Origin of the sequence: Prevotella sp. P3-92 (genome assembly GCF_002251205.1) — a bacterium.
In the GTDB taxonomy this organism is placed as follows: domain Bacteria; phylum Bacteroidota; class Bacteroidia; order Bacteroidales; family Bacteroidaceae; genus Prevotella.
The window spans coordinates 83,565-105,645 of the sequence record NZ_NPJE01000063.1 but is presented as its reverse complement, the minus strand read 5'-3'; the positions used below and the strand labels follow the sequence as shown (position 1 = coordinate 105,645).

12 protein-coding genes and 1 riboswitch are annotated in these 22,081 nt (G+C 47.9%); of the genes, 9 read left to right on the top strand and 3 right to left on the bottom strand.

Annotation, left to right across the window (positions count from 1 at the left end; genetic code table 11):
* Positions 1-651 precede the first annotated feature (651 nt).
* Entirely contained in the window at positions 652-1,950 is a 1,299-nt protein-coding gene (locus CIK93_RS11525; RefSeq protein ID WP_094447443.1) for a cobyrinate a,c-diamide synthase, read from the bottom strand.
* Between the two features lie 80 nt (positions 1,951-2,030).
* Positions 2,031-2,225, top strand: a riboswitch (cobalamin riboswitch).
* A gap of 85 nt (positions 2,226-2,310) precedes the next feature.
* Here CIK93_RS11525 and CIK93_RS11520 point away from each other — a divergent pair.
* Genes CIK93_RS11520 through CIK93_RS11480 form a run of 9 tightly spaced genes read left to right on the top strand, consistent with a single transcriptional unit; the run spans position 2,311 to position 15,944 of the window.
* A complete protein-coding gene (locus CIK93_RS11520; RefSeq protein WP_094435048.1) occupies positions 2,311-4,452 on the top strand; it encodes a TonB-dependent siderophore receptor in 2,142 nt (713 codons plus the stop codon).
* Positions 4,439-5,542 carry a sirohydrochlorin cobaltochelatase gene (locus CIK93_RS11515; RefSeq protein ID WP_094447442.1) on the top strand — a complete coding sequence of 368 codons (1,104 nt, stop codon included), beginning with the start codon at positions 4,439-4,441 and terminating at the stop codon, positions 5,540-5,542. The genes CIK93_RS11520 and CIK93_RS11515 overlap by 14 nt, the downstream gene beginning before the upstream one ends.
* Positions 5,543-5,572: 30 nt before the next feature.
* On the top strand, positions 5,573-7,633 hold the full coding sequence (locus CIK93_RS11510; RefSeq protein WP_094447441.1) for a TonB-dependent siderophore receptor: 2,061 nt from the start codon (positions 5,573-5,575) through the stop codon (positions 7,631-7,633).
* Positions 7,630-9,039: a precorrin-3B C(17)-methyltransferase gene (gene cobJ, locus CIK93_RS11505; protein WP_094447440.1), complete on the top strand. Its 1,410-nt coding sequence runs from the start codon at positions 7,630-7,632 to the stop codon at positions 9,037-9,039. The genes CIK93_RS11510 and cobJ overlap by 4 nt, the downstream gene beginning before the upstream one ends.
* A 13-nt stretch (positions 9,040-9,052) precedes the next feature.
* Positions 9,053-10,249 (top strand): precorrin-6y C5,15-methyltransferase (decarboxylating) subunit CbiE, encoded by a 1,197-nt coding sequence (gene cbiE / locus CIK93_RS11500; RefSeq protein WP_094447439.1) that lies wholly within the window; start codon positions 9,053-9,055, stop codon positions 10,247-10,249.
* Positions 10,234-11,985 carry a precorrin-4 C(11)-methyltransferase gene (cobM, locus tag CIK93_RS11495; protein WP_094389999.1) on the top strand — a complete coding sequence of 584 codons (1,752 nt, stop codon included), beginning with the start codon at positions 10,234-10,236 and terminating at the stop codon, positions 11,983-11,985. The genes cbiE and cobM overlap by 16 nt, the downstream gene beginning before the upstream one ends.
* The gene (cbiD, locus tag CIK93_RS11490; RefSeq protein ID WP_094440114.1) at positions 11,982-13,709 is read left to right on the top strand and encodes a cobalt-precorrin-5B (C(1))-methyltransferase CbiD; all 1,728 of its coding nucleotides are present in this window, start codon (positions 11,982-11,984) and stop codon (positions 13,707-13,709) included. The genes cobM and cbiD overlap by 4 nt, the downstream gene beginning before the upstream one ends.
* Before the next feature lie 26 nt (positions 13,710-13,735).
* Entirely contained in the window at positions 13,736-14,893 is a 1,158-nt protein-coding gene (locus CIK93_RS11485) for an ABC transporter substrate-binding protein (RefSeq protein ID WP_094447438.1), read from the top strand.
* A 13-nt stretch (positions 14,894-14,906) separates the two neighbouring features.
* Entirely contained in the window at positions 14,907-15,944 is a 1,038-nt protein-coding gene (locus CIK93_RS11480) for an iron chelate uptake ABC transporter family permease subunit (RefSeq protein WP_371327201.1), read from the top strand.
* A 73-nt stretch (positions 15,945-16,017) separates the two neighbouring features.
* Here CIK93_RS11480 and CIK93_RS11475 read toward each other — a convergent pair whose 3' ends face one another.
* Positions 16,018-17,367: a glutamate synthase subunit beta gene (locus CIK93_RS11475; protein ID WP_094447436.1), complete on the bottom strand. Its 1,350-nt coding sequence runs from the start codon at positions 17,365-17,367 to the stop codon at positions 16,018-16,020.
* 31 nt (positions 17,368-17,398) lie between these two features.
* Positions 17,399-21,919 (bottom strand): glutamate synthase large subunit, encoded by a 4,521-nt coding sequence (gene gltB / locus CIK93_RS11470; protein WP_094434874.1) that lies wholly within the window; start codon positions 21,917-21,919, stop codon positions 17,399-17,401.
* Positions 21,920-22,081: the final 162 nt, after the last annotated feature.

The following is a 22,081-nucleotide window of genomic DNA, read 5'->3' as shown; positions in this document are numbered from 1 at the left end:
TCCAGCCGATGTTTTTATGCTGGCAACAATGTCAGGTAGTAGTACTTTCTACAGTTTTTCAACTCCAAACAGTTGATATCCCCTACTCTTTTCAGTCTCCGACACGCTGTTTGTCGGAGACTGTTTTTCTTTCATTCCGCATCACTTCCCAGCCGTAGCTGACAGTTGTTTCAGCAGACAGTGGGTTGCGTATCGTCCTGATACCTTGTTTTTCAGAGGTTTTTTGATGTGGCGTAACCTATTGGTATATAGAAGATTAAATACTCATAAGTGCCATATAGTTCAGCAAACTCAATGAATTTGCGGACCAATTTCAATGAATTTGCTGAGGAAATTCAATGAATTTGCTGACCAAACTCATTGAAATTGCATAGTCATCAACGTCACTCAGCATCATCGAGAACGTCATTCAACGTCATCGAGAACGTCATTCAGCATGGCTGCAAACGTCATGTAGTTGAGCAAAACAAATTGATTTGCCGAGGAAAACAAATTGATTTGCTGAGGAAAACAAATTGATTTGCTGAGGAAAACAAATTGATTTGCTGAGGAAAGTATGTTCCAAAGTGTTGGAACGTACATTATATCAGTACGTTATGCTTATTGTGTAGCAGTGGCAACAAAGGTCTTTTGTCCTACTGTGGTTTATTGTCATTTGCCAAAGAACGGCACTTCGTCCTGCCAATACAAGTGGGTATAGCTCGCCACCACATTGCCTTCGATGATAAACGGCGAAGGCGTTTGCTCATTGCGAGCGTTGAACACATCGGCGCCGGAGTGGGGCAGTGGCGGCAAAAACTGGGAGTAATGAAACTCATGACCGCGATATTCCTTCTCTCCAACTGTCACGCGGCGATAGCCTAAAGATAGTTTTCGGTCGCTCTTTCGGCTGCCAATAGAGTAGGGCAGTACGCCACACATCTCATAAGTACCTTCGTCGCTGACGATATCCTTGCAGAGATACATCATGCCGCCACACTCCGCCAGTATCTTTCCGTCACTGATGGCATAGCGGCGTATGCTCGCTCTGGTTTGTTGGGCGCGTTGCAATGCCTCTAAATGCTGTTCGGGATAGCCTCCCGGCAGATAGAGTAGGGTGGTGTCCGCCGGTATCGGCTGATTGTCTTCAGGATTGAAAAAGGTAACCCTGCCCAAGCGTTGCAGTAAATCGATATGGTGCTGATAGACAAACGAAAACGAATCGTCGTTGCGAGCCACTACGATGTGGCAGTCTGATAGTGGTCTATCGGTGTGATGGTCGATAGTTTCCTGCGGTTTCTCGCCACTTGTCAGCAGCAACAACTGGTCTATATCCACATGCTGTTCCACAAGGTCTGCCATCTCGTCCATATCCGTGGTACGACTAAAGTCCAGTCCCAAATAGCGCGACGAAGCCTCCGCTTGTCGCTGTCGCGGTACACATCCCAGACACACCAACCCTGCATCGGCTGCCGCCTCACGCAGCATGAGGTCGTGGCGTGGACTTCCCACCTTATTGAATATAACACCCTTGACATGGACATCGGCATCGTAACGCGCCAAACCCTGTAGCAGTGGTGCCACTGAATAGCCCGTATGGCTGGCATCCACCACCAGTATTACCGGCAAATGGAGTGTGGCTGCCACATGTGCCGCACTGCCTTGCTGGCGCTGAAAGCCGTCGAAAAGTCCCATCATGCCCTCCACCACACATATATCGGCATCGCGCGAAGCCTCAGAGTAGATAGCCTTCACGTGCGAATCTGTCGCCATGAAGAGGTCGAGGTTGTATGACGATCGGTGGCACGCCATACCGTGATATTTTGTATCGATATAGTCGGGACCGCACTTAAACGGTTGCACCACTCTGCCGCGACGCACCAGCGCCGCCATCATACCAATGGAAATGGTGGTCTTGCCCGACCCAGATGCCGGTGCCGCTATTAGAAATTGGGCGAAAGTATGCTTCATGGGTGCGAAATTACAAAAAAGGAGGATAATAATCCGATTTTTCTATGATTTTTTTGCCATATAACATAAAATGACTACATTTGCACCCGGAAAGGAAAGGCAATCAACGGCAGATGCCGTATGATGCAAGGGAATCCGGTGAAAGACCGGAGCTGTACCTGCAGCTGTAATCCCCCTTTGAAGCAAGTTTGTCAGTATAACGCCACTGAGGCAACTCGGGAAGGTATGACAGACTGGGGAGAGCCAGAAGACCTGCCTTATATGTTCTATCTCAGGCAAACGCCCAGACAAGACATTGCGCCCTCAGGATTAAGGGTTGACAATTTCCTATTTTATTTTAGAATGAATTATAAGGGTATTATGACTTGCAGAAATATTGCGGGTCTGCTACTTGCTATAGTAGTGTGTCCGCCGGTTTTAGCACAGAAAACCATTGAGAGCAAGGAGTCGCTGCAAGAGGTTGTGGTGACAGGAACTGGTACGCGCCACTTGTTGAAAGATGCTCCGGTACAGACCGAAGTCATCAATCGGCAGGTGCTGAAAACCTTTGCCGGACGCAGCATCGAAGACATACTCTCCCAGTTGTCAGCATCGTTCGACTTCGAACAGGGCGACATGGGATCGCAAATGCAGATGAACGGACTGGGCAATTCCTATATCCTAATACTCATCGACGGTAAGCGCCTGCATGGTGATGTAGGCGGACAAAACGACCTCGGACTTATCGACCCCAACAATATTGAGCGCATCGAGATTGTCAAGGGTGCCTCGTCGGCACTCTATGGAAGCGATGCCATAGCCGGAGTCATCAATATTATCACCCGTAAGCATAATGAAGGCGTGATGCTTGAAAACAAGACACGCTACGGATCGCATAACGATGTGAGACAGCACAACGGCATTGCCCTGCGCTTTGGACAATGGAAATCATACACCAACTTTCAACTTCAGCACAACGACGGATGGCAGAATACCGCCACCGAACATACACCAAGTTCGGCAACACCCGTCACCGACTCGAAAAGCAAAACTGCAAACGAGTTTACCAATTGGCAGATAGCAGAGCGGTTGGCATGGAATCCTACCCAACAATTAGAACTCTATGCCGAAGGATCATGGTATCAGAAGGGTATATACCGCAAGAGCGGCAAATATCCCAAATATGATGTCTATAACTACGACCTAAAGTATAAGAACGCTTCAGCCGTTGCCGGCATGCAATGGACCACTAATCGCGGCGACCTCGTCACGGCAGATGTCAGTTGGAACAAACATGCCTATTACCACGCTTTCACCTCGACAACACTGGCAGAAGGCTTCGATGAAGATGGCAACTTCATTCTCGACTACCCCTATTTCACCGGACAAAAACTGCTGATGAGCAATCAGGAGCGCACCATGTTTAATCTAAAAGGTGTGTTTGCACTCACCCCAACCAACAAACTCAGCGCCGGTATTGAGGCACGCTACGATTATCTCAAAGCTCCTGCAAGCATCAAAGGACGCACCGCCGACGATAATACCGAGGCCATCTATGTGCAAGACGAACTCCAACTGCTGCACATCCTCCAGGTGACAGCCGGACTCCGACTCAACCGCAACGAGAGTTTCGGATGGAAACTTACCCCCAAACTCTCTACCATGCTTAAACTTGGCGACTTCAGACTTAGAGCATCGTGGAGCCAGGGATTTAAGACACCCACCATCAAAGAGCTCAATTACCAGTATGCACGCGACATGAGCGGCATCATTCTGTTTTTGGGAAATCCAGACCTGAAGGCACAAACCAGCAATTACTTCTCGCTAAACGGCGAATATACCATAGGTCATTTCAACGTATCTGTTACGGGATATTATAATAAGGTGGATGATATGATAGCCTTGGTAACCATACCCAAGAGCGAAGCACCAGACGTTTACCGCCAACAGTATGGTGAGATGCTCAGTAAAGTGCGTCGCTATCACAACATGGAAGATGCCAAAACCTATGGTGTGGATGTCAATCTGCGATACACCACAGACCATCTGAGTATCGGGGCAGGGTATAGTTACCTTGATACCAAAGCCAATATCTACGACACCACACACGACAGAATGGTCAATGTCACCATCGATGGCATGGCACACCATAAAGCCAACGTCTTCGCTACATGGAACCATCAGTTTGCCACCAACTATCAGATGGGTGTCGGTATCTATGGCAAGATGTCAACCAAACGCTACTATCAGACCAACGGCAACGGTAAGGGATACCAGATATGGCGTCTCAGCACCACCCACGACCTTGGAAAAAGCAAACACATGACCTACCGTATAGAGGCTGGAGTGGATAATATCTTCAACTATGTGGATAAAACTCCACACGGATTACACCTCGGTACCAATACATCGGGTACTACGCTTTTCGCCTCGCTGACTGTCAGATTTGCGAAAGGAAAGAAGATTAGAAACATTTTTAATAATCAACATTATAACAAACAAAAAGACAATGAAGAAGATTAAATTTCTCATGATGGCAGCCGTAGCATTGCTGACTGCCTCAACATTCGTTGCTTGTGGTGACGACGACGATGACTCCAAGGGCGGACAACAGTCAAACATGGAGCGTTACCAGCAGGAAGTAGATGCTACCGTTAAGTCACAGAAGAAAAACGACAAGGCTATTCTCGTCGTTGCATTTGGTTCGACATGGCAGCAGGCATACGATGCTTTCGACCTTACCGTAGAGGAATACAAGAAAGAATTCCCTGGTTACGACGTCTATCTGTCGTTCTCTTCAGCTATCTGTATCAACCGTGCTATGGCTGGCGAACACGTAAAGCCCCGCAATTTCTATGAGCCAAAATACTGGCTGGAGGCTTTCGGACGTGTGCAGTATAAGGAAATCATCGTTCAGTCTATGCAGGTGATTCCCGGAGAAGAATACACACGTGTCATCAACGCTATGAAAGACTTCGCTAACAACTCTAACGGTGACCTCGACGATAAGTATCTGAGCACCATGACCCTTAAGCTGGGCTATCCTCTGATGGCTGAATATCCTTCAGACGTGAATAAGTTGGCTAAGGCACTCAACGACAACTTCAGTTCTTATGCACAGAAAGGCGCTTTGTTGTTCATGGGTCACGGTAACCCCGACACCTACGATACCTACAAAGCCAATGTTCGCTACACCCAGTTGGAAACAGCCCTGAAGGCTTACAGCTCTAACTACTATGTAGGAACTGTTGATATGAAGGAGAACTTCAAAACTCACGTTCACCAGCGCATGGCCAACGATGGCATCACCAGCGGTAAGGTATATTGCGCTCCGCTGATGTCTATTGCCGGTGACCACGCCCACAACGATATGGCTGGTGACGACGATGCTTGGGACAATGGATTTGAGACCAACGACGAAGGTGAGGTTGAAGACACCAGTTGGAAGATGTATTTCAAACACATGGGATACACCATCGAGGACGATAGCTATACCGACGACAAGGGAATTGTAAAGGGTCTGCTTGAGTTTGCCAATGTCCGCGCACTCTATAAAGCACACACCAAGAACGCTGAAACTGTGGATTACTATCACTCAAAGAACCCCGAATAAACCAGAAACAAACATAAAATCTGATAAACTTTGAAGACCAACAGACTACTCGTTATCTTCGCCTTATCAGTAAACGCAATAGTTGCATCGGCACAGATCCACAGCAAAAGCGGATCGGCAGATGCTGACAAACAGATGAGCCTCAATCCCGTTGTAGTGACGGGGTCGGGGCATCATCAGCGTTTGGGAGTCACTGCTACACCGGTGCACGTACTCTCGGCGAAGGAAATCAAAGAGCAAGGCATCACTACATTTGCTGATGCGCTCACACATACCATGCCGCAACTTTCCATGGCACCTAATGCCATGGGGTCGCAACTCCGTTTGAACGGACTCGGAGGAAAGTATATTCTTATCCTCATCAATGGACATAAACTCAGTGGAGACATCTCCAACAACGCAGATCTCAATCGCATCAACATGGCAAGAGTGAAGCGTATAGAGGTACTCGACGGTGCGGCAAGTTCACTGTACGGCAGCGATGCCATCGCAGGAGTAATCAATATCATCACAGACCAACCTACAGGCAATCTTGTCAGTGCCACTTCCAACTCGCGGGTAAGTGGGAAAGGACAGTTTACCGAGCAGGTCAATGTAGATATCTATAGCCATGGATTCGGATCATACACCTCCTTTTCACACGATAGGGCAGACAGTTATCGTATCAACCCACTGGAATATGTGAAGGGAGAAGAGGACAAAACACAGCAATCGCTGTCACCCTTGTTTACTGGATATAGAAACAATCTGGTCAGTCAGCGCTTCACTTGGCAGACAACCAAGCAACTGGCATTCAATGCGGGCATGGAGTATGGATATAAAAAGACTGACCGTCCCAATACAAACCCCGACATCACCGGTGGTCTCGACTATGAAATGCGCTATAAATCGCTGCGCTGGAATGTGGGAGGAATATACAAATGGAACTCAAGAAACTCCATTCAGACGGATTTTACAGTAGATCGTTACCGCTATGGAAAGGAGTATGACGTAGAAACCAAAACCTACAAGGTGGGCGATTATGTGCAGTCGAAGAAGCAACGCACCATGGATGGCGAGGTGAAAGCCATACTCGGACTCACCCAAAACTCTACAACCATCTTCGGTGTTGATTGGCGCAACGATATGTTGGTGACTACATCAGGAAACATAGACAATAATGCCTATACCCTTTCTGGCTATGGACAGCACGAAATGGCATTGCCACTACACCTCAAAGCTACCGTTGGTGCACGCTATACCTACCATAAGGAGTTTGGTAGCAGACTGACACCAAAGGTGGCACTGATGTTTAGCAACGGACCTATACGACTCAGAGCAACCTATAGCAACGGATTCAGAGCTCCCGGACTCGACGAACTCTATTACCGTTACTTCTCTGTCAATCGCGGAAAACCACAGGTGTCGTTTGGCAACAAAAACTTGAAATCGGAAGCCAGCCACTATGTATCGCTGGGAGCAGAATATCGCGTTAGCCGCTTCTCGCTGTCGGTCATGGGTTATATCAACCGCATCAACGACATGATTATCAAGGATAATATCAAGCTCACTGACCCATTGCGCGAGATGCTGAAGGCTGAATTTCCTGAAATGACAGATGAACAAGCCAACAAAATGACGTCTTATGCACACTATGTCAATAGCGACAAGGGTGATGTGAAAGGACTACAGGTCAACATCTACGCTAATCCTGTCGATGGACTCAACTTCAATGTGAACTATGCCTATACCTATGCACGCTCGAAATCGGGCGACGAATGGCAGATTCTCGACCGCAGTATCAAGAATGCACTTACGCTGTCGGTAAGTTATAGCCGCGCTTGGGGCATCTACTGCTTGTCGGCTAATGTCAATGGCAGACTACAATCGAAAACCTATTATGCGGCTTACGAGGATGCACTGGGCTATGGGGTGTGGAATATCAATACCACACACACCTTCTCGCTGGCTCGCCATCTGACCGTAGAGCCCAGTTTGGGTATAGACAACATATTCAACAAGACGGACAACCGAATAGACAGCAGCCTGCGACGCTATGCACTCTATTCACCGGGACGTATGTTGGTAGCTGGATTAAAAATTAAGTTATGAAACAAATCATCGTTGTAGGAATAGGTCCGGGAAGTATAGACGACATGACAATGGCTGTGCGAGAAACCCTCGCACAAGCCGATGTCGTGGTGGGATATAAGTTCTATTTCCAGTTTATAAAACCCTTGCTGCCCGATACCGCACAGTGTATCGACACTGGAATGAAGCGTGAGTATGAGCGTGCGAAAATAGCTTTTCAACTGGCAGAACTGGGCCATCAGGTGATTGTCATGTCGTCGGGCGATGCCGGCATCTATGGCATGGCATCGCTGATATGGGAGATGAAGGCGAAAAGTCAGTCGGATGTAGAGGTTATCGTGCATCCGGGCATATCCGCTTTTCAGAAGGCAGGCGCCTTGTTGGGCGCTCCTGTCAGTCACGACTTCTGTGTGATTTCACTCTCTGACCTGATGACTCCATGGAATCTTATAGAACGTCGCATCACTGCGGCAGCACAGGCAGACTTTGTGACTGCCGTCTATAACCCACGTTCCAACGAGCGCTATTGGCAGTTGGGACGTCTCAAGGAGATATTCCTCAACGCGGGAAGAAGTCCTGAAACACCCGTCGGCTATGTCAGGCAGGCTGGGCGTGAAGGAGAAACGGTAGTGCTTACCACGCTCGGAAAGCTCAATCCGGATGATATCGATATGCTGACCATCGTCATCATAGGTAATTCGCAGACCTTTGCCTTTGCCGACAAGATGATAACACCGCGTGGCTATATACAGAAATATGGTCAGAAAGAGTGTGAAAAGTCGATAGGTGCGGGTATTATGACCGAGAGTTTCAGCACTATTCTATCAGAGCTGCACCGCAAAGACTATCCCACCGACCATCGTTGGCTATTGCTACATGCCATCCATACCACTGCCGATTTCGAAATGGAGAATGTGCTCTATACAGATCAGGGTGCTGCGGAGTGCATCTTTGAGCGTATCAGACAAGGAAAGCTCAAGACCATCGTGACCGATGTCACCATGGTGGAGAGCGGCATACGCAAGGGTGCTTTGCAACGGTTAGGACTGGACGTGAAGTGCTATCTACACGATTCAAGAGTGGAACAGATGGCAGCCCAACAGCATATCACACGGACACAGGCTGGCATACGACTGGCTGTGGAGGAACATCCCGATGCACTATTTGCCTTTGGCAACGCACCTACAGCACTTATCGAACTTTGCGAACTGATGCGTAAGGGTAAAGCACGACCGCAAGGTATCGTGGCTGCACCTGTTGGATTCGTACATGTGAAGGAGTCTAAGTATATGGTGAAGAGTTTTGCTGACGTTCCCAAGGTCATTGTTGAAGGGCGCAAGGGTGGCAGTAATATTGCTGCAACACTGTGTAATGCCATCATGACACTCGACGACGCCATTCAACTCGTGCCGGGAAGAGATTTATAATAAAACACAATCGATGATGTTACAGTTTACAGTCATAGGTATCAACGACCATCCTAATCCAGTATTTCCTTCAGAAGTGGAACAGCTTATCGCTACATCGACGGTGTTTTCGGGTGGAAGCCGACATCATGAAATCATGGCGGAACGGTTGCCACATGGTGCACAGTGGATAGATATCACCGTTCCGCTTGCGGATGTGTTCAGGCAATATATGGCATGTGAGGGACACATCGTGGTGTTTGCATCTGGCGATCCATTATTCTATGGTTTTGCAACAACGTTGAAAAGACAGTTTCCTGAGGCTCCAATCCGCGTCGTACCCACGTTTCATTCCCTCCAAATGTTGGCACATCGACTCGTTTTGCCCTATCACGACATGACGCTTGTATCGCTCACAGGAAGACCATGGAATGCCCTCGATGCGGCACTGATAACTGGAAAACAGAAGATAGGATGTCTCACAGACCGTCACCATACGCCGGCTACCATTGCACAGCGCTTGCTGGACTATGGTTATGACAACTACGAAATAGCCATTGGCGAACACTTGGGAAACCCACAGACGGAGCATATCTGTCAAATCAGTATTGAACAGGCGGCATCGCTCTCTTTTGCACAACCAAACTGCTGCATACTGTTGCAGAAAGAATTCCGTGAAAATGTTCCCATGGGAATACCCGACGAGGATTTCTCCATACTTGATGGCAGACCCAAGATGATTACCAAGATGCCCTTCCGACTGTTGAGCATCCAACAGCTGGGACTCCATGCCGATAGTGTACTGTGGGATGTGGGATTCTGTACTGGTAGCATATCGATAGAAGCCAAACGGCTCTATCCCACAATAGATATTGTGGCATTTGAAATAAGAAAGGAGGGGGAGGCGCTCATGCGCGAGAATACGCGCCGATTTGGTACTCCAGGCATACAGACTGTCATAGGCGATTTCATGCTGCAGCATCTTGATACGTTGCCCAAACCTACCAGTGTGTTTATCGGAGGACATGGCGGAAAACTCAAAGAAATGATGGCAAAACTCTGTGAAGTGTTGCCATCGGGAGGCTGTATGGTGATGAACTGTGTGACGGAAGAGAGCAACAGACTCTTTGAAGAAGCCTGTCAGAGCCTTCCGCTCACACCACAAACGCCATTACACCTGATACTTAACGATTATAACCCTATAACAATAAGGAAATGCATCAAGCAATAATTATCCTTTCGGAAGATCAGCGGATGCTGGCAGAAACGATGGCCAGAGAGACCGATGCCGATATCTTGTCGGTAAAAGACGTGGAAAAAAGCTGGAAATACTACGAGGCTTTTGTATTTATTGCCGCGCTGGGCATCTGTGTACGTACGATAGCACCGCTCTTGGAAGACAAGCATACTGATCCTGCAGTGGTTTGTGTAGATACCTGCGGACGCCATGCCATTGCCGTGGCATCAGGACATGTGGGGGGTGCCAACGAACTCACCCGGCATATTGCACATATCATAGGGGCAGAAGCTGTCATCACTACGCAGAGTGACTTAAATGATTTGTGGCCTCTCGACATATTGGCGCAACGCTTTGGATGGGTCATGGCTGATACACACATCAATCAACAGATTGCTCTGTTTGTTGCTCAACAGCCTACCGCATTGTTGTTGGAAACAAGAGACAAGGGTACTGACTGGATGGAAAGCCATTGTTTGCCACACGTCAGCGTGTTCTATCATGCGGAAGACATCGATATGGAACGCTATAAACTACTTTTGGTGGTGGGGCCTGTAATGCCCGAAACTCAATTGCCGACCGTGTGGTATTCGCCTAAGTGCCTGCATGCCGGCATCGGACTGGCACATCAAGCGCCCATCACTCACTTGCAAAGCATCTGCAAGTGTATCAGTGATCATCGCATCATGCAGCAGGCAATTGTCGCTTGGCATACTATTGATGTGAAAGCTGACGAACCTATCATACGAAAACTACAGGAAGAAGCGCCTGTGCAACTATTGACTGCCGACGAACTCAATACCAAGGAGGTGCCCACACCCAGCGCAGTGGTGGAAAACCACGTAGGCACTAAGAGCGTTTGTGAAGCTGCGGCTATGTTGGGAGCAGCCACCAACGACTTGTTGATGACCAAGCAGAAGGGTACACACTGGACACTTGCCATGGCTGTCGAACCTCGCTATGAACGTCGTGGACACGTGGAAATAGTTGGGGCAGGCCCCGGTGATCCTGATTTGGTATCTGTGCGCGGACGCCGTTTCTTAGAGACAGCAGACCTTATATTATATGCTGGCAGTCTTGTACCGCGCGAACTCACGCTCTGTGCGAAGGATGGGGCTGTGGTGAGAAGTAGTGCTTCGATGGCATTGGAAGAGCAATGCGAACTGATGAAATCGTTTACCGACCGTGGACTCTTAGTGGTGAGACTCCATACGGGAGACCCTTGTATCTTCGGAGCTATACAGGAACAAATGGCATTCTTTGATGACAATGCCATCAGTTATCATATCACACCGGGCATATCATCGTTCTTGGCGGCTGCAGCAGAGTTGCGCTCGCAGTTTACCATACCTGAGCGTTGCCAAACGATAATACTTACACGCGGTGAAGGGCGTACGCCTATGCCTGAAAAGGAAAAACTGCATCTCCTCGCACGAAGTCAAAGTACGATGTGCATCTTCCTCAGTGCAGCTATTGTGGATGATGTGCAACGGCAGTTGTTGCAGGAGTATCCGCCCCATACACCCGTTGCTGCATGCTACCATCTGACGTGGCCTGACCAGCATATCTACCGCGGCAGGCTCGATCAGCTATCTGCTATTGTCAAAGATAACCATTTGACATTGACCACCATGATTGTTGTGGGAGAGGCTATCGATAATCGACATGGATTGTCGGAACTATACAGCAGTCATTTTACACATCTTTTTAGAAAAGCTACAAAGGAATGATACTGGTATTGGGAGGTACCACAGAAGGACGAAAAGCCGTTGCCGAACTGGAAGAGGCTGGTAACATTTTCTACTATTCCACGAAGACGGGAGAGCAGGAAGTGGAACTTTGTCATGGCATTGCCATACAAGGTGCCATGACAGAAGAGGCTATGTTGGCGTTTTGTCAACAGAAGCAGATACGTCTGCTGGTGGATGCTGCCCATCCTTTTGCTACCATACTGCACTATACGGTGGCAAGGGTGGCAAATCAATTGCGGTTGCCCGTCATCAGGTTTGAACGCATCTTTCCTCCACGTGACACGGACATCACATGGGTAGATTCCTATGACGACGTGGTTCAACTATTGAGCAAACAACCTGGAACGATAGTGGAAGCCACTACGGGGGTACAGAGTATTGCCCGGTTGAAAGTATTGGAAAACCATGGCATCAAGATGTATTATCATATTCTGGACCGACCATCGAGCCTGATCAAGGCTTTGGCTTGTGGTGTGAGCATGGATCAACTCATCCGATACGGTCAGGAGAATCAACTCCATGCAGATGTCATGATACTGAAGGAGAGCGGACTTTCGGGTGGTTTCCAACAAAAGGTGGATGAAGCCAGACGGCGCAATATGAAGATGATTGCTATCCGCAGACCTGCTATGCCGCAGTCGTTTCAGAGTGTAAACGGTGAACATGGACTGCGATTGATGGTAGAAAAACTGTTGCCTGAGTTCTTTCCGCTACATAGCGGGCTGACTACGGGCACTTGTGCTACTGCTGCTGCTGTGGCTGCCTATCGTCAGTTGATGGGCAAACAACAAACCGATACGGTCGATGTCATGCTGCCCAACGGTGAGACAATACCTGTGGCGGTGGGTTATGGCATGGGGTATGCGTATGTGATCAAACCAAGTGGTGACGACCCTGATATTACCAAAGGAGCGGAAATACGTGCTGCGGTGACCTGTACAGGACAGCCGCTTTCCATCAAAGGTGGTGAGGGTATCGGTCGTTTCACACTTCCTGGTTTTGATTATCCACCAGGTGAAGCTGCCATCAACAAGGTGCCGCGACAGATGATACACCGTAATCTTCATGAGGAATCGGTATGTGTGACGCTGTCTGTAGTGGGAGGTGAAGAACTCGCACAACATACGTTTAATCCACGATTAGGCATTGAGGGCGGTATCAGTATCGTTGGTGTGTCGGGCATTATCAAACCTTTTTCAGAGCAAGCCTTCGTTGATAGCATCCGCAAATGTATGACAGTGGCAAAGGCTGCAGGTTTTGATACGGTTGTTATCAATAGCGGTGCGAAAAGCGAAAGAATGGTTCGCAACCGCTTTCCAACATTGCCAGCACAGTGTTTTGTGGAGTATGGCAACTATATCGGTGATACCTTGAAGATTGCGCAACAATTGCAGTTTGCGCAAGTATGTTTGGTGATGATGATGGGCAAGGCGGTGAAATTGGCAGCCGGACATCTGGATACCCATAGCAAGCGTTGTACGATGGACAAAGACTTCATTGCTAAGATGCTGGCAGAGGCTGGATGTGATGAGAATGTGTGCCGTAGGGCGCTGCAAATGACTCTGGCACGTGAACTATGGACTATCGTGCCCGCCGACCGCCAACAGGCTTTTATCGATGTGTTGACTGGTTATTGCTATCGGGTGTGTCATCCGTTGTTGCCCAATGGACAGTTGGAGATCATTATATTGAATGAAGAATAACAAAACAAACATAATAACTGACGAACATGAAGAAGTTCTACATTTATCTTTTCATCGCTTTCCTTGCTGTAACAGTGGGGTGTACAGGCAATAAAAAACAACAAGATGGGCAGTCTGCCGAACTGTCAAAAGCTACCGACAGTCTGTGTATAGTACAGCCAAAATATGCCAAGGGATTCCATGTGGAATATCCCGGTAACGGCATCCGATTAGTGGAAGTGAAGGACCCACAGAAAGGAAAAGGTATGACCTATCGTTTTGCACTTGTCAACAGAGGTGCCACTGATGAGATTCCTGACGGATATACTAAGATAGAGGTACCTGTGCGTAGTGTCGTACTGATGACCATGTTGCAACTTTCAAACTTTACTGTCCTTGACGCTACGCAAGTGGTGAAGGGTATTACGGGTACAAAAAATCTCTTTGATAAGCAGATCAAGGCTCGTGTCAAAGCTGGTGATATTGTAAAAATAGGTATGGAAGGCAACTTTGATCCCGAACTGGTGATGGCTGCCAAACCTGATGTGATTTTCATATCGCCATTCAAACGAGGTGGTTATGATGCCATCAAGGAGACTGGTGTGACGCTTGTGCCACATCTCGGCTTTAAGGAACTCGACCCGTTGGGACAGGCTGAATGGATTAAGTTTGTGGCTCTTTTCGTAGGCAGGGAGCGTGAAGCAAATACTGTTTTTCAGGAGATAGCCGACCGCTATGAGGCGTTGAAGGAGAAAGTGGCAAAGGCTAATGGCAAACGTCCTACTGTGTTTAGCGGTGAAATGCACGGTGGTAACTGGCATGCTGTAGGCGGAAAGAACTATTTGGCACAGATCTTCCGTGATGCAGGTGCAGACTATGTTATCCAAGACGATAATACCGGAGGTGAGCCCATCGACTTCGAAGCGATGTATGTCAAGGCTGCGCAAGCCGACTATTGGCGTATTCTGAATAGTTTTCCGGGTGACTTTTCCTATGAAGCGCTTGCTAAATCGGAACCTCGTAATAAGCTCTTTAAGGCTTATAATGACCGCCACGTGATCTATTGCAATATGAAACGCCAACCGTATTACGAGATTTCTCCTGTCTGTCCTGATAAGGTTTTGGCTGATTTCGTTGCCATTTTCCATCCCGAACTCATGCCGAAGGATTACAAACCGACATTCTATCATCTGTTGAAACAATAATATAGCTATACAAGTGAAACATCGTCCTGCCATCATGATGGCTTTCACTCTTGTGGGAGTGGCCGTCCTTTTCCTGTTCAACATCCTTATCGGAACGGTAACGATACCTTTGCGTGCCGTGACAGACATACTCCTTGGACTCGATACTGCGGGATATGATGCCACGGAGGTTACCATCTGGAGTAATATTATATGGAACTCACGATTTCCACAGACGCTTACGGCGCTCTTGGCAGGCGCAGGTCTGGCGGTGAGTGGACTTCAGATGCAGACCGTTTTCCACAATCCTTTGGCAGGACCGTCGGTGCTTGGTGTGTCTAACGGTGCTTCGCTTGGTGTGGCATTCGTTGTGCTGTTGAGCAGTTCCATTGGTGGTGTGGCATTGAGTAGATTGGGTTATGTGGGCGATGTAGCTATGACTATTGCCGCTATGGCTGGTTCATTGCTCGTATTAGCACTCATCATATTTGTGGCAAGATACGTACAGGGAAATGTTACGTTGCTACTTATCGGTGTGATGACTGGTTATCTTGCCACATCTATAATAGGCATTCTGAAATTTTTCAGTGCTGAAGAGGATGTCAAGGCGTATGTGGTGTGGGGATTGGGATGCTTCACACGCACCAGTGGCACACAACTTATGGTCTTTACCGTTATGATGGCGGTGTTGTTGCCTATGAGTATGCTGCTCATCAAGTCGATGAACATGTTGCTATTGGGAGATAATTATGCACGAAATTTAGGACTTGATATCCGTCGCTCACGCACCATGATTATCGTTTCTTCGGGTTTGCTTGCTGCTGTAGTGACTGCCTATTGCGGTCCTATCATGTTTATTGGATTGGCTGTACCCCATCTGGCGCGTGTTTTGTTTCGCACCTCAGACCATCGATGGTTAATGCCTGCCACCTTGTTTTCTGGTATTATGCTTACGTTGATATGTTGTTTGTTGTCGCGATTGCCCAGTTTTGAAGGCGCTCTGCCCGTCAATAGTGTGGCAGCACTGGTAGGTGCTCCTATCGTGGCGATGATGCTTATCAAGCGTAAATAGCAAATGAAAGCGTGCAGACACGAATGGATTCGGTCTGCACGCAATGGTTTTTGTGTTTGTATTGTTTGTGATGTTATTTCTTGAGGAAGTCATCCACCTTGTCGGCAATCTGTTTGCCGCTTGCTAATGCACGTACCACAAGACTGGCGCCATTGGCAGCATCGCCGCAAACGAAAACATTCTTGGGATACTGTGGATGTTCGGGCTTGAGGAATCCCATAGCGAGTAATACCAGTTCGGCTTTGATAATCTCTGGTTTTCCCTTTTCCACCATGAGTGGACGACCGCCCTCTGGATTGGGTTTCCAATCTATTTCTTGCACGCGTACACCAGTCAGTTTACCGTCCTTGCCTATGAATTCAAGTGAATTGATATTCCAGCGACGGGTGCATCCTTCCTCGTGACTACTCGTAGTTTTGAGAGTTCTGGGGTATGCAGGCCATGGATTTTTAGGATCTTCTGGTCCTACAGGTGGCTTAGGCATGATTTCTATCTGTGTCACGCTCTTACAACCCTGACGGTGGGCTGTACCAATACAGTCGCTACCGGTGTCACCGCCACCAATGACGAGCACGTCTTTACCCTTAGCGGTGACGATTTCGTCTTTCTTAAACTCTATACCATCGAGTATTCTATTCTGTTGTGAGAGAATGTCGAGTGCAAAGTGAACTCCCTTGAGTTCGCGTCCGGGAATCTTCAAATCGCGTGCTGTTGGTGTACCGGTGGCAATCACTACGGCATCAAACTCGTTGGCGAGTGACAGATGCTGTAGGTCGATATCGGCTTCAAATACAAACTTAATACCTTCATCATACAACACTTTCATGCGTCGGTCTATAATGGCCTTGTTGAGTTTGAAGTTGGGAATACCATAACGCAACAGACCTCCGGCAGCTTCGTGACGGTCATAGACGGTCACCTCATAACCCTTTAGATTCAAATCATTAGCTGCTGCGAGGCCGGCAGGACCTGCTCCGATGACAGCCACGCGTTTGCCGTTGCGCTTGGGATGGTGGGTAATAACATAACCCTCACGGAATGCGGCTTCTGTGATAGAGGCTTCATCTTCTCGGTTGGTAGTGGGTTCGTGTTCTATCAAATTGAGAATGCATGCTTTCTCGCACAATGCTGGGCAGATGCGTCCTGTGAATTCAGGGAACGGATTGGTGGCATTGAGTAGCCGATAGGCAAGTTCCCAGTCTCCACGATACAAAGCATCGTTCCATTCGGGTGGTTTGTTGCCCAGCGGACAAGCCCAGTGGCAGAATGGAACACCACAGTCCATGCAGCGTGATGCCTGTGCTTTGCGTTCCTTGGTATTGAGCGTTTGCTCCACTTCACCGAAGTCGTGGATACGGTCATGTATTGGACGATAGCCAGCTTCTTGCCGGTGTATCTCTAAGAATGCTTTTGGATTTCCCATAGTTGTCTATTGTCTTTCTGTGCTTCAATGCTTAATAGTCTCTTTGCATATCAGCGATTTTCTGTCTGAGTTTGTTCATTTGTTCTTCTTGCAGCACGCGTTTGTATTCGATAGGAACTACTTGAATGAAGTCCTCTACGTAACGCTGCCAGTCATCGAGCATGGTACGTGCCAGTTTTGAACCGGTGTACAGATAGTGTTGTCTGATGAGTTCGTGTAGTTCCTTGCGGTACTGTGCTTCTTCTACAAGGTTGATTTCTACCATATCCATATTGCAGAAATAGTCGAAGTTATGGTTTTTATCCCATACGTAAGCAACACCGCCCGACATTCCTGCAGCAAAATTGCGTCCTGTCTGTCCTAAAACGACGACGCGTCCGCCTGTCATATATTCGCAACAGTGGTCGCCAGCACCTTCTATAACGGCTATAGCTCCTGAGTTTCTTACTCCGAAACGTTCGCCAACCTTACCATTGATATAGAGTTCGCCGCTTGTAGCACCATAAAGTCCGGTATTTCCTGCAATGATATTATCTTCTGCATTGAAGTTAGATCGTACTGGAGGCAGTATGGCAATACGTCCGCCTGATAGTCCCTTTGCGAAGTAGTCGTTGGTTTCGCCTTCCAGTTTGAATGAAATACCCTTGTTGAGGAATGCACCAAATGACTGACCAGCCGATCCTTTGAACTTCACATTGATGGTTTGGTCGGGTAATCCTTGCTGTCCATAGCGGAGGGCAATGGTTCCTGCAAGTGTTGCGCCAACGGCTCGGTCGGTATTTCTGATGGCAAAGTCAAGATTGACTTCTTCCTGACGCTCTATGGCTGGCTCTGCACCGCGTATCATCTGTGCATCGAGCGAAGTAGTGTCAGTGTGCATTTCGCTGGTTGGGATATGGCAGAGTGCTGTCTTACTGTCACCCTCTTTAAAGAGCAGACGTGTGAAATCGAGCACAGGTTTGTGGTCTGTTGTTGTCTCTGTATCCTTTACCACAGCAAGTTCTGTATGTCCCACGATATCGTTAAGGCGACGGAAGCCCATTTCAGCCAAATATTCGCGTACTTCTCTTGCAAGGAAAGTGAAGTAGTTGACGAGATATTCGTAGCGTCCGATGAAGTGCTTACGCAGTTCCGGATTCTGTGTGGCAACACCCATAGGACAGGTGTTGAGGTTACATTTGCGCATCATCATACATCCTAATACGATAAGTACGGATGTGCCGAAACCAAACTCCTCGGCACCCATCAGTGCCATGAGTATGACATCGCGTCCGGTTTTGATTTGTCCATCAACTTGGAGGCGTACCTGTCCGCGTAATCCATTCTTTACCAAGGTCTGCTGAGTTTCGCTCAGTCCGATTTCAGGCGATATTCCTGCAAAGCGCATACTGCTGGCAGGTGATGCGCCTGTGCCGCCTTCAGCACCGCTGATAACGATAAGATCGGCCTTTGCCTTTGCTACACCGGCAGCAATAGTGCCTACACCACTTTCTGCAACGAGCTTGACGCTGATGGCAGCGCGAGGGTTTACGTGTTTCAAATCAAAGATGAGTTGAGCCAAATCTTCGATAGAGTAGATGTCGTGGTGTGGTGGCGGAGAGATAAGACTGATACCCGGAATGCTGTGACGTGTCTTTGCAATGACCTCATTGACCTTGAATCCGGGCAACTGACCACCTTCGCCAGGTTTTGCACCCTGTGCTACTTTGATTTGAATTTCTTCTGCATTGACAAGATATTCAGTTGTGACACCGAATCTACCACTGGCCACCTGCTTGGTTTTAGAAGATAGAGAGATGCCGTCAACGGTACTGTGAAAACGTTCAGAGTCTTCACCGCCCTCACCAGTATTACTTCTTGTTCCCAGCAGATTCATAGCCAGACAAATGGCTTCGTGTGCTTCTTTCGACAGTGCGCCAAATGACATTGCACCTGAAACAAAGTGCTTGACAATGCTTTCTACGGGTTCTACCTCTTCAAGAGGGATAGGATTCTTCTTGAAACCAAGGAAGTCGCGGATGAAGATGGGGTCTGCTTTGTCATCCACCAAGTGTGTATATTCCTTGAATTTATCATAGTTGCCTGTGCGAGTAGCAAGTTGCAAGGTGGCAATAGTTTCTGGATTCCATGCATGACGGATACCGTCTTTGCGCCAATGGAACTGTCCTAAATTGGGCAAGAAAGCCTCGGCTGCTGTTTCTGCATCGTTTCCGGTGGCGAAAGCCTTGTCGTGTAGTATGATAGCATCGCGTGCGATACGTTCCAAACCGATACCACCAATGGTGCTCACCTCTGTGCCGAAATATGCCTTCAGGAGACTCTCGTTGAGTCCGATGCTCTCGAATATCTTAGCACCGCGATAGCTACGGATGGTAGAAATACCCATCTTAGCCATAATTTTAAACAGTCCTTTCTTGACAGCCTTGATATAATTGGCCTCGGCTGTAGTATAGTCTTCCTGTATCTTGTGGCGCTTGACGAGGTCGTCGAGTATGGCAAACGTCATATAAGGACACAGCGCTGAGGCGCCATAGCCTAAGAGCAGAGCAGCATGCATCGTTTCACGAATCTCGCCACTTTCAACGATAAGGGCGGTTTGCACACGCTTTCCAACGCTGATGAGATAATGGTGGACGGCGCTGACTGCGAGTAATGATGGGATGGCAGCGTGGTCTTGATCTACTTCACGGTCTGATAAGATAATGTAGTTGTAGCCTGCATCAACCGACTGTTCTGCATCGTGGCAGAGTTTCGATAGTGCATCGCGGAGTCCATCTTCGCCCTTTTTACATTCAAAGAGCATGGGAAGCTTCACGGTGTTGAATCCTTTATAGCGAATATTGCAGAGTATATCGAGCTGAGTGTTATTCAAAATGGGGTGGGGGAGACGCACCATCTTACAATTGCTCTCGTCTGGAGTGAGGATGCCAGCGCCTACACGACCGATATACTCCGTGAGCGACATGACAAGTGATTCGCGGATAGAGTCGATAGCAGGGTTTGTGACTTGGGCAAACTGTTGACGGAAATAGTTGAAGAACGTTTGTGGACGATTGCTCAACACCGCCAATGGTGTGTCGTTACCCATGGCAGCGGTAGGCTCAACACCATTGACTGCCATCGGTGCGATGGTGCCATCGACATCTTCCTCGCCATAACCGAACATCACTTCTTTTTGCAAAAGGTTATCTACGCTGTTGGCTATATGGCGACCGCTCTTGAGTTTCTCCAACTGGATACGGTTGGTAGAAAGCCATTGGCGATAGGGATGCTCCTTGGCGAGCTGTTCCTTGATTTCGCCATCATAATAGATTTTGCCCTCTTGGGTATCGATGAGCAAGATTTTACCTGGTTGCAAGCGACCTTTTTCAGCCACTTCCGTAGGATTGAAATCGATTACTCCTGCCTCAGAAGCTACTACCATCGTATCGTTTTTAGTAATGGTATAGCGTGCAGGACGTAGGCCATTGCGGTCGAGCATACCACCGGCAAAGCGCCCATCGCTAAAAAGTAGGGCTGCGGGACCGTCCCATGGCTCCATCAGAATAGAGTGGTATTCATAGAAAGCCTTAAGATCTTCGGATATTGGGTTCTTGTCGTTGAACGATTCAGGCACAAGAATACTCATGGCATGAGGCAATGACAGACCACTCATCACAAAGAATTCTAATACATTATCAAGTGATGCCGAGTCGCTCATACCCGGCTGTACGATGGGCGAGATTGCTGGAGTAAGTGGTGAATCCTCTTTCAACAATACGCTTTCGCGTGCCTGCATCCATCCACGGTTGCCACGTATGGTGTTTATTTCACCATTGTGTGCCAACAGTCGGAAAGGTTGTGCGAGCGACCAAGTGGGGAAGGTGTTGGTACTGAAACGTGAGTGTACAAGTGCCAGACCACTGGTGAAATAGGGATTTGAAAGATCGGGAAAATACTCACGCAGCTGTTTGCTGGTGAGCATTCCCTTGTAAATGATGTTTGTGTTGCTTAGCGAACAGATATAGAAGTCTTCATCGCTGACGCGATGTTCTATCTTTTTGCGGATGACATAGAGTGTGCGTGGAAAGTCGGCAACGCTGTCGTCGGCAACTCCAGTAACGAAAACCTGCTTGATGTCGGGTTCATTGCCCAGTGCTGCCTGTCCCAAACATTCGGGATTGACGGGCACGTTACGCAGATGCATTAACTGCAACCCCTCGCGCTCTATTTCTTCTATCATAATAGAGAGTATCTCTTGTTGGCGTTCCTTGTCTTTTGGAAGGAAAATCAAACCTGTTCCGTACTTTCCTTTTTCAGGTACAGGAATGCCTTGAAGCAGTATAAACTCGTGGGGAATCTGCAACATGATACCTGCACCATCACCGGTTTTCTTGTCAGCGCCCTCTGCACCGCGGTGCTGCATATTTTCCAGCACTCGTAAAGCATTATCTACTAATTCGTGACTCTTATTGCCATGGATGTTGACCACCATGCCCACACCGCAGGCGTCATGTTCATAATCATGTTGATAAAGCCCTTGTTGTTTGTTGGTTTGCTTACACTTTGTCATATTATCCTCTATTTAAACTTTCGTTCTGCTTGCAAAATTACAAAATAAGATAGCAATATGATAGGATAAGCGGTGGTTTTCTATCTACAAATGAAAGCTTGCAAACGAATTGTAAGCAATATATATAAGATTGCTTACAATCTAACAAAAAATATCCATATA

Bases quoted from the DNA above. Each gene is read 5' to 3' on its own strand.
- cobM (WP_094389999.1), top strand. From the start codon at position 10,234: ATGCATCAAGCAATAATTATCCTTTCGGAAGATCAGCGGATGCTGGCA.
- CIK93_RS11475 (WP_094447436.1), bottom strand. From the start codon at position 17,367: ATGGGAAATCCAAAAGCATTCTTAGAGATACACCGGCAAGAAGCTGGC.
- CIK93_RS11525 (WP_094447443.1), bottom strand. From the start codon at position 1,950: ATGAAGCATACTTTCGCCCAATTTCTAATAGCGGCACCGGCATCTGGG.
- cobJ (WP_094447440.1), top strand. From the start codon at position 7,630: ATGAAACAAATCATCGTTGTAGGAATAGGTCCGGGAAGTATAGACGAC.
- CIK93_RS11515 (WP_094447442.1), top strand. From the start codon at position 4,439: ATGAAGAAGATTAAATTTCTCATGATGGCAGCCGTAGCATTGCTGACT.
- CIK93_RS11520 (WP_094435048.1), top strand. From the start codon at position 2,311: ATGACTTGCAGAAATATTGCGGGTCTGCTACTTGCTATAGTAGTGTGT.
- cbiE (WP_094447439.1), top strand. From the start codon at position 9,053: ATGATGTTACAGTTTACAGTCATAGGTATCAACGACCATCCTAATCCA.
- CIK93_RS11485 (WP_094447438.1), top strand. From the start codon at position 13,736: ATGAAGAAGTTCTACATTTATCTTTTCATCGCTTTCCTTGCTGTAACA.
- cbiD (WP_094440114.1), top strand. From the start codon at position 11,982: ATGATACTGGTATTGGGAGGTACCACAGAAGGACGAAAAGCCGTTGCC.
- gltB (WP_094434874.1), bottom strand. From the start codon at position 21,919: ATGACAAAGTGTAAGCAAACCAACAAACAACAAGGGCTTTATCAACAT.